The sequence below is a fragment of the Faecalibacterium tardum genome, assembly GCF_040096515.1.
GTDB classification, from domain to species: Bacteria; Bacillota; Clostridia; order Oscillospirales; family Ruminococcaceae; genus Faecalibacterium; species Faecalibacterium tardum.
The window spans coordinates 1-8,678 of sequence record NZ_JBBMEO010000052.1 but is presented as its reverse complement, the minus strand read 5'-3'; the positions used below and the strand labels follow the sequence as shown (position 1 = coordinate 8,678).

The 8,678-nt window shown below is 56.4% G+C and carries 7 protein-coding genes and 1 pseudogene; 2 read left to right on the top strand and 6 right to left on the bottom strand.

Annotation, left to right across the window (positions count from 1 at the left end; translation table 11 throughout):
• The first annotated feature begins 322 nt into the window (after positions 1-322).
• Positions 323-1,561, top strand: coding sequence for a serine/threonine transporter SstT (gene sstT, locus WMO44_RS14095; protein ID WP_349152953.1), 1,239 nt, complete (start codon positions 323-325; stop codon positions 1,559-1,561).
• Positions 1,562-1,986: 425 nt separating this feature from the next.
• On the opposite strand, the gene WMO44_RS14090 is transcribed toward sstT, so the two are convergent.
• A complete protein-coding gene (locus WMO44_RS14090; protein ID WP_117529907.1) occupies positions 1,987-2,355 on the bottom strand; it encodes a DUF5640 domain-containing protein in 369 nt (122 codons plus the stop codon).
• 146 nt (positions 2,356-2,501) lie between these two features.
• Here WMO44_RS14090 and WMO44_RS14085 point away from each other — a divergent pair, with 146 nt between their 5' ends.
• Positions 2,502-2,729 carry a helix-turn-helix domain-containing protein gene (locus tag WMO44_RS14085; protein ID WP_423240923.1) on the top strand — a complete coding sequence of 76 codons (228 nt, stop codon included), beginning with the start codon at positions 2,502-2,504 and terminating at the stop codon, positions 2,727-2,729.
• A gap of 271 nt (positions 2,730-3,000) precedes the next feature.
• On the opposite strand, the gene WMO44_RS14080 is transcribed toward WMO44_RS14085, so the two are convergent.
• From WMO44_RS14080 to WMO44_RS14060, 5 genes and pseudogenes are all read right to left on the bottom strand, one after another.
• Positions 3,001-3,546 (bottom strand): hypothetical protein, encoded by a 546-nt coding sequence (locus WMO44_RS14080; RefSeq protein WP_349152951.1) that lies wholly within the window; start codon positions 3,544-3,546, stop codon positions 3,001-3,003.
• 172 nt (positions 3,547-3,718) lie between these two features.
• Entirely contained in the window at positions 3,719-5,290 is a 1,572-nt protein-coding gene (gene rny / locus WMO44_RS14075) for a ribonuclease Y (protein ID WP_097779325.1), read from the bottom strand.
• A 417-nt stretch (positions 5,291-5,707) separates the two neighbouring features.
• Positions 5,708-7,210: a 4-alpha-glucanotransferase gene (gene malQ / locus WMO44_RS14070; RefSeq protein ID WP_349152952.1), complete on the bottom strand. Its 1,503-nt coding sequence runs from the start codon at positions 7,208-7,210 to the stop codon at positions 5,708-5,710.
• Positions 7,211-7,226: 16 nt separating this feature from the next.
• On the bottom strand, positions 7,227-8,045 hold the full coding sequence (locus tag WMO44_RS14065; protein WP_349152950.1) for an endonuclease/exonuclease/phosphatase family protein: 819 nt from the start codon (positions 8,043-8,045) through the stop codon (positions 7,227-7,229).
• A gap of 6 nt (positions 8,046-8,051) precedes the next feature.
• Positions 8,052-8,285, bottom strand: a pseudogene (locus WMO44_RS14060) (PTS transporter subunit EIIB); the annotation flags it as partial.
• Between the last annotated feature and the right edge of the window lie 393 nt (positions 8,286-8,678).

The window sequence follows — 8,678 nt, the reverse complement described above, 5'->3', positions numbered from 1 at the left end:
GCTCCCTCCCAGAGGGAGCTGGCAAAACCGATAGGTTTGGACTGAGGGAGTTAAAGCTCCCCCCTCGGGGGAGCTGGCATCGCGCAGCGATGACTGAGAGGGTTCCCCTCGTCAAAACCGCAAAACTGTATTTTACACAAGTACAGTTTTCAAGGCAATTTTGCAAAAGGTTACAAAAAACGTGATTTGAGGCGTAAAAATGCCTGAAAACACTTCCTCTTTTTGGCTGTATATGCTATAATGACAACTGTTCTTGTATAAGAAGCAGGAAAATGTACGCAATGGGCGTACAGCATAAGAGGAGTGTTACGATATGAAAACCTTGAAAGCGGTTGTAGCAAAATACAACCAGACCAGCCTGATCCTGCGCATCCTGATCGGCCTGGCAGTCGGTTCGGTGCTGGCGCTTGTTGCGCCGGGCGCAGGTTGGGTCGGCGAGCTGGGCAGCCTGTTCGTCGGTGCGCTGAAGGGCATTGCCCCGGTGCTGGTGTTCGTCATTGTGGCAAGCGCGCTGGCACAGGGCTCGTCCAAGCTGGACCGCCGCTTTGGCACCGTGATCTGGCTGTACATGCTCACCACCTTTCTGGCGGCAGCCATTGCGGTCGTCACCAGCTTTATGTTCCCGGTCACGGTGGTGCTGGCCGACGCGGCACAGTCCGACGTGATCCCGCAGGGCTTGGGCGAGGTGCTGAGCACCCTGCTGACCAACTTTGTGGCCAACCCCGTCAGCGCCCTGATGAACGGCAACTACATCGGCATCCTGTTCTGGGCCTGCATGTTCGGCATTGCCATGAAGAACATCGGCGCAGAGAGCACCAAGGTCTTTCTGGCAAACACCGCCGATGCCGTTTCTCAGATCGTGCGCTGGATCATCAATCTGGCACCCTTCGGCATCATGGGTCTGGTGTACACCAACGTTTCCGGCAACGGTCTTGCCATCTTTACCCAGTACGGCAAGCTGCTGGCGCTGCTGGTGGGCACCATGCTGTTCATGGCGCTGATCGTTTCCCCCTTTATCATGTTCGTTTACCTGCGCCGCAACCCGTACCCGCTGGTATTCCGCTGCCTGAAGGAGTCCGGCCTGACCGCTTTCTTCACCCGCAGTTCTGCCGCCAACATCCCTGTGAATATGTCCCTGTGTGAAAAGCTGGGTCTGGACAAGGATATGTACTCCGTGTCCATCCCGCTGGGCGCTACCATCAACATGGACGGTGCCGCCATCACCATTACCATCATGACGCTGGCAGCGGCCAATACGCTGGGCATTCAGGTGTCTTTGCCTGCCGCCATCGTGCTGAGCGCCATGAGCGCTCTGGGTGCCTGCGGCGCTTCCGGCGTGGCTGGCGGCTCCCTGCTGCTGATCCCCATGGCCTGCTCGCTGTTTGGCATCTCCAACGACATCGCCATGCAGATGGTGGGCGTGGGCTTCATCATCGGCGTGGTACAGGACTCGGTGGAAACTGCCCTGAACTCTGCCGGTGACGTGGAATTTGCCGCCACCGCCGAGTATCACCAGTGGCTCAAGGAAGGCAAGCCCTTGCCGGCTTTCCTGAAGGGCTGATAACAGAACATAGTCAAAGCAGCCGCCGCACTTTCTCGTGCGGCGGCTGCTTTTTATGTGGGACGATTTAAAATGGTCTCCGCTGGCGCTTTGACCATATTCAGCGGAAAGATTATTTTAAATTTCGGAAGGGGCTGTTGCATTATACTTGCCCTTCTCTACTTAATGAATTTTTCCATTCGCAATATTCATAAAGACATATCCTTTTAATCCCCCGACTCGATAAAGTGTTCCGCCGCAATAAATGAATGGAGTAGAAATTCCTTTTGAATTTATGTCATATCCAGAATTCACAAGCGTCTCATAGAGATCATTCGGATTAAGTTCTGAGAATTCTAGTTGGGTCGTATCGCATTGAAAACAGATTGAGCCATCCATTCTTCTTGCGGTAAATGTAACTTTTGTCCCATCGATTCCATGAAGTTTTAATGTTTTAACGCTTCTTCAGCCGTAGGATAGTACATAAGGGTTTCACCATCGGGTAGCTCAAGTTCAAGTGAATTGTCATCTACACTTGCAATTGAACAAGTTTTTATTTCTCCATAGTAATCTAGTTTCAAAGTATCTTCATCTACAACACTCCATGTTCCCTGTACATAATCTCCTCGAGCTCGAACCTGACAGGTACCATCATCATAGAATGAAAAGGCTAAGGTATCATATCCTTGAACATACCAATCCCCACACATCAGTTCTTCTTTACTTTTTCCGCAACTCGACAACATTCCCATTCCACCTATGAGTACCGCGCTTGTAATCACCCTCAAGAAGTTCCGACGCGTAATCTCTTTCATTTTGCATCCTCCTCAAACAATTACTGAATCTTTGATATCCAATTAGATATCATACGTCGAGCATAGCATTTCCTTGCGGTATTGTCAAGATATTCATTCAGATATCAGGAGGATTTTTAATAGCTTACTATCGCCGTATCCGTGACATGCGCGAAGATCATAACTTGACGCAGCGGCAGCTTGCATCCATTTTGAACATGCCCCAGCCGCAGTACAACCGTTATGAACAAGGTTTGCGCGACATCCCAACCACGGTTTTAGCCCAGCTGCCGATCTATATCATACTTCGACCGACTATCTTCTTGGCCGTACCGAAAACTCTGCCCCTCCGAAAGCCTAAAGCTCCCCTTCCATTTTCACAGGTGGGGACGTAACGAAAAACGGCAGTTGCAGCGCAGCTTTCTGCGAAAGCACGGCGCTGCGGGGGTCACCCCTTCCGTCACGGCGCAGCCGTGACTGGGGGAATTCAGCCTGCGAAATACCCCCTCAGGCTCACTGCGTTCGCCAACTCCCCCAAGGGGGAACTTAACTCCCTCCCGTGAAAACAGGGGAGCGGAACGTCCGCAGACGTTCCGCTCCCCAAAATTTAAATCATACTTCCGCTATTGATGTGCATAGCGAACGCGGCGCACATTTAAAATGGTTTTACCCAAACAGCACCACGGCGTAGCTTACGCCCTTGTCTACCACATAGGCAACGCCAAGCTTGGTCTTGCCCTTTGCGGCTTTGGTCATGGTGTCGGTCACACGACCGTCCTTCGGCAGAACAAAGCAGATATCCGCTTTGTTGTTTTGCAGCGTGCAGTCGATGTCAAAGCCCGGGGTAAAGTCATCAGTGCCCAGAATGCCCATACCCATGTTTTCAAACGCAGTGGCGTAGCGCTGCTGCTCCAGACAGGTTTTTACTTCTGCAACTTTGTCTATACTGGCCCAGCGGTAAAGCTCGGTCTTGCCCTCGCTCGGTTTGCAGGACTGCTCAGTGCCGGCGACCCAGCTTGCGATGGTATAGGCTTTGTCGCTCAGCTCCTCGCTGTAGCTCACCTTGAATCTATCGCACAGTGCCTTTGCGCTTTCGGCTGTGGAGCGCTTGGCCCCCATGGGTGCGCCCACGCTGGCATCGCAGGCGGTGAACACGGTCAGCGCCATCAGGCTGACCAGCAGACAAGCCAGTAATTTCTTCCAGTTTTTCATAGAACGATGCTCCTTTCCGTTCCGGGGTCGTTACGGGTCTGCATCCGCACGGACGCAGTTCTTTTTGCTTTCTTCTGCATCCATGATACCTTTTTTTAGCGGGAAATGCAATCGTTTCGGCGTAAAAAAACAGGCTGCCGTGCAAAAAACACGGCAGCCTGCGAAAAAGGCTTTATTTTGCGTACTCCACAGCGCGGCTCTCGCGGATGACGTTGACCTTGATCTGGCCGGGGTAATCCAGCGTATCCTCGATCTTTTTGGCGATGGCGCGTGCCAGCAGGATGACCTGATCGTCGCTGATGACGTCGGGCTTGACCAGAATGCGCACCTCGCGGCCTGCCTGCACGGCAAAGGCCTGCTCCACGCCCTCGAAGCCGGAGGAGATCTCCTCCAGATTTTCAAGGCGCTTGACGTAGCTTTCCACGTTCTCGCGGCGGGCACCCGGGCGGGCGGCGCTGATGGCGTCGGCAGCCTGAATGATGAAGGCCAGCGGGGTCTTGGGCTCCACGTCGCCGTGGTGTGCCTCAATGGCGTGGATGATCTGGGTGTTCTCCTTGTACTTGCGGCAGATGTCCACGCCGATCTGGACGTGGCTGCCCTCGATCTCGTGATCCAGTGCCTTGCCGATATCATGCAGCAGACCGGCGCGGCGTGCCATGGTGACGTTCACGCCCATCTCGCCTGCCAGCAGACCGGCCACCCAAGCCACTTCCATGCTGTGGGTCAGGGCGTTCTGGCCAAAGCTGGTGCGGTACTTCAGCCGGCCGATCAGCTTGATCAGGTCCGGGTGCAGGCCGTGAATGCCCAGCTCCATCACCGCGCGCTCGCCCTCGCGCTTCATCTGCAGTTCCAGATCGTGGCGGCACTTTTCCACCGTCTCCTCGATGCGGGCGGGGTGGATGCGGCCATCGCCGATCAGGCGCTCCAGCGTCATGCGGGCCACCTCGCGGCGGGTCTGGTCGAAGGAGGACAGGGTAATGGCCTCCGGGGTATCGTCGATGATGAGATCCACGCCGGTAGCGGTCTCCAGTGCGCGGATGTTGCGGCCCTCGCGGCCGATGATGCGGCCCTTCATCTCATCGCTGGGCAGCGGCACCACGCTGACGGTGGTCTCGCTGCAATGGTCGGCAGCGCAGCGGCTGACGGCCTGTCCAATGAGGTTGCGGGCGATGTTATCGCAGTTTTCCTTCAGGTCGGTCTCGTAGGCGGCAACGCGCACGGCCTTTTCGTGGGTCAGCTCCTCGTCCACCTTATGCAGCAGCACCTCGCGGGCGTCCTCCTGACTCAGGCCGGCCAGCGTTTCCAGACGCTCCATCTCCTTGGCGCGCAAAGCATCGATCTCTGCCAGACGCTCCTCGGCGTCGGCAGCGCGCTTTTTCAGCTCTTCTTCCTTCTTTTCCAGCGCTTCGGTCTTGCGGTCCAGCGCCGTTTCCTTCTGGTCGATGCGGTTTTCCTGACGGCTGATCTCCGCACGGCGCTGCTTGATCTCCTTGTCGGCCTCTGCCTTCTGGGCATCGACCTCGGCTTTCAGACGGAAAGCCTCGTCCTTTGCTTCCAGAACCGCTTCCTTGCGCTTCTGGTCGGCGGTCTTGATCGCCTCATTCACCAGCCGGGTAGCCTCGGCCTCGGCGCTGCCGATCTGGGCTTCGGCGGTCTTTTTACGGTTGTTGTAACCAATAAAATAGCCCGCAGCCACGCCGACAGCAGCAACGATCAAGGCCACGATCACTCCGATCGCGGTCATTGCGTTCACTCTCCTTTGTTTCAATTCAATGCAAAATTAAAAGCAGGAGACGCTGCGCAGCAGGACACGGGCAATGATATAGAAAGAGCTTTCAATCCAAAAAGTGACACCAAAAGCATACGCACCGCCCAAAACCGGCGGCACGGGCAAAAGCATACGGCTTTTCTCTCTACGGTTCCATTTTATATCAAACAGGCACACTTTGCCTGAAATGGGTACAGGGTCACACTGAAACCTGCGTACAGCGTCTTTGATTCCATACTACTAAATATAGTACGAAACATTTGCCCGCTTGTCAAGAGGAAAACCCTGCCCGCAGAACATTTTGTGCAGAAAAACAAAAATAAGGAACAGCACCCCGCCGCCGGGAAAGGCGTGCGGGGTGCTGCTGCTATTCTTTAAAGAAATCTCTTTCGGTTACGCCCAGTTCTTCCGGCCGTAGCGGGTGGTCAGCTGGCAGATCTCCTTTTGAAGCTTCTTTGTCAGCTGGGTCTTTTTCAGCCGCCAGCGCCAGTTCTGGCCTACGGTGGAGGGCTTATTGATGCGGGCGGCGTTATCCAGTCCAAGCCAGTCCTGCATGGGGATGATGCACCTTGCCGCTGCGCTGCGCAGAATCAGTGCGATCATGCTTTTATAAAGCTGCTCGTCCGGGGTGGCGTAGTCGTACAGGTAATCCCGCACCATGGCGCGCTCGGCATCCGAGATGGTCTGGTACCAAGATACCAGCGTCTCGTTGTCATGGGTGCCGGTATACGCCACGCTGTTCACCGGATAGTTGTGGGGCAGGTAGTCGCTGGCGCTGCCGGTATCGCGGGAGTCAAAGGCAAATTCCAGCACCTTCATGCCGGGGAAGCCGCTGTCCCGCACCAGCTGCCGCACGGTGTCGCTCATGTAGCCAAGATCCTCGGCGATGATCTCCCGCTTGCCCAGCGCCTGCTCCACCGCGCGAAACAGCTCGATGCCGGGGCCTTTTTCCCAGTGGCCATCCACGGCGGTCTCGCTGCCGTAGGGGATGGAGAAATACTCATCGAAGCCGCGGAAGTGGTCGATGCGCACCACATCGTACAGCTCAAAGCAGTACCACAGCCGGGTGATCCACCACTGATAGCCGGTCGCGCGGTGCGCTTCCCAGCGGTAGAGCGGGTTGCCCCACAGCTGACCGGTGGGGGAGAAGCCGTCCGGGGGAACACCCGCCACCGCCGTGGGGATGTTGTCCTTGTCCAGCTGGAACAGGCCCGGGTTTGCCCATGCGTCCGCAGAATCCAGCGCCACATAGATGGGGATATCGCCGATGATCTGGATGCCCTTGCTGTTGGCGTAGGCTTTCAGCTTGCGCCACTGCTCCTCGAACTTGAACTGAAGATACTTGTGGTACTCCACCTCAAAGTACAGCTCCCGGCGGTAGTAGTCCATGGCGGGCTGCCAGCGCAGACGGATATCCTCTGCCCACTCGATCCACGGCTTGCCCTCAAAGCGATCCTTTACCGCCATAAACAGGGCAAAATCGTCCAGCCACCACTTGTTTTTCTCGCAGAATGCCGTAAACGCTTCGTTGTGGCCGATGTCGCTGCGGGAGTACGCCAGCCGCAGCAGACGGCCGCGCTCGGTATACAGGCGGCTGTAATCAATGTCGTCTGCCTTGCGGCCGAAGTTTGCCTTTTTGCACTCGGCAGCGGTCAGCACGCCTTCCTCCACCAGTGCATCCAGACTGATGAAATAAGGGTTGCCCGCAAAGGCGGAAAAGCTCTGATACGGGCTGTCGCCGTAGCTGGTCACACCCAGCGGCAAGATCTGCCAATAGGTCTGTCCGGCTTCCTTGAGCCAATCCACAAAGTCGTATGCTTCCTGCGAAAAGCAGCCGATGCCGTAAGGGGACGGCAGACTGCTGATGGGCAGCAAAATGCCTGCACTTCTCTGCATCTTCATTTCCCTTCCTTTATAACTCGATCATAACACCGGCATGGTCAGACACCTGCGGCTCCTGCAAGCCGTTAAACACCACCCGGCTGCTCTTGACAGCCACCGCCTTGGAGCACCAGATCTGGTCGATGCGCTTTTTTGCCGCTGCATCCGGGGCATCCCGCCAGCCGTCAATGGCTTCCACCACCGTGTAGCCCGCGTCCCGCTGCTGTGCAAGGCGGTAGGTATCCTGCCAGCCGCTGCCCAGCACAAGGTCGTAGCCCTCGCCCCGCACATCGGCTTCGCTGTTGAAGTCGCCCAGCAGAAAGGCAGTCTTTTTTGCGCCCGCCGCCTTTGAAAGTTTTTCCCACTGCGGGGCGAAAGGCTCTGCCTCGTCCTTCCACCAGCCCAGATGCACCGTATAGTACCAGACGTCTCCTGCACAGACGCCCAGCGTGCGGCGGGTCTTCCAGTTGTTGTAATCATTGATCTGGCTCAGCAGCAGGTTTTCGGCGTCGGTGATGGGTGCACGGCTGAACACCGCCGCGCCCTCATCGTAAATGTCGTAGCCGATCTTTGCCGGGAGCCAGCTCCAATAATAGTGCACGCCCCGCGCTTCCAGCATTTTTGCCACGGCTGCGGCGTGGTTGTCCGCTTTCAGCAGCACCATATTGCCGGGGCAGGGGTAGTACCCCGCCGGAGCCTCTGCCAGCAGCGGCGCAGCGGCGGTCTGGTTCACCTCCTGCAGGGCGAACACCTCCGGCTGCTCCTTTGCGATGAAGTCTACAAATATCTCCCGCTTTGCCTCATGCTCCGGGATAATAAGGCTGTGGGTATTCAATGTCAGCAGTTTCATAGTTTTTTACAGAATATCGTTGATGTCAGATTTCAGAACGTCCGCCTTGGGGCCGTACACGGCCTGAATGCCGTCGCCCTTCACCAGCAGGCTCAGCGCGCCCTCGGCCTTCCATGCGGCAAGGTCGGCAACCTTGGCAGGGTCTTTTACGGTAACGCGCAGACGGGTCATGCAGGCGTCCACCAGCACGATGTTCTCCCGGCCGCCCAGCAGGGCGATGATGCGCTCGGCCAGACCATCAACCACATTGAGAACCCGAACCTTCTGGCCACAAAGATCATCGTGCCGCATAAGCTCATCCCCCGGGAGAGCTGCTGCCCGCCGGAGGAGCAGCGCTAGGAAGTGCTTTTTCAGCGATACAGTGTCCGCTTCCGGGAGCTGCCGCGCAGCGCTTGATATACTGCCCCCAGAGTAGACAGCGTAAAAAACGCTGCATCCTCCGGGGGTATTTTTACGCCAAAAAGGCACAAAAGAATGCCCGCCCAGCTGTGGAAAACCACGGTGGGCGGGCATTTTGCGTTTTATTGTTCGTGCCGCTGTAAAAGCATTCAGAGGGCGGCGGTCTGGGGTACCAGCCGGAAGAGCATCACGGGCAGCTCGCTGTTTACAAAATCCAGCGTAAGGATGATCTTT

Bases quoted from the DNA above. Each gene is read 5' to 3' on its own strand.
- WMO44_RS14090 (WP_117529907.1), bottom strand. From the start codon at position 2,355: ATGAAAGAGATTACGCGTCGGAACTTCTTGAGGGTGATTACAAGCGCG.
- WMO44_RS14085 (WP_423240923.1), top strand. From the start codon at position 2,502: ATGCGCGAAGATCATAACTTGACGCAGCGGCAGCTTGCATCCATTTTG.
- WMO44_RS14080 (WP_349152951.1), bottom strand. From the start codon at position 3,546: ATGAAAAACTGGAAGAAATTACTGGCTTGTCTGCTGGTCAGCCTGATG.
- rny (WP_097779325.1), bottom strand. From the start codon at position 5,290: ATGACCGCGATCGGAGTGATCGTGGCCTTGATCGTTGCTGCTGTCGGC.
- malQ (WP_349152952.1), bottom strand. From the start codon at position 7,210: ATGCAGAGAAGTGCAGGCATTTTGCTGCCCATCAGCAGTCTGCCGTCC.
- WMO44_RS14065 (WP_349152950.1), bottom strand. From the start codon at position 8,045: ATGAAACTGCTGACATTGAATACCCACAGCCTTATTATCCCGGAGCAT.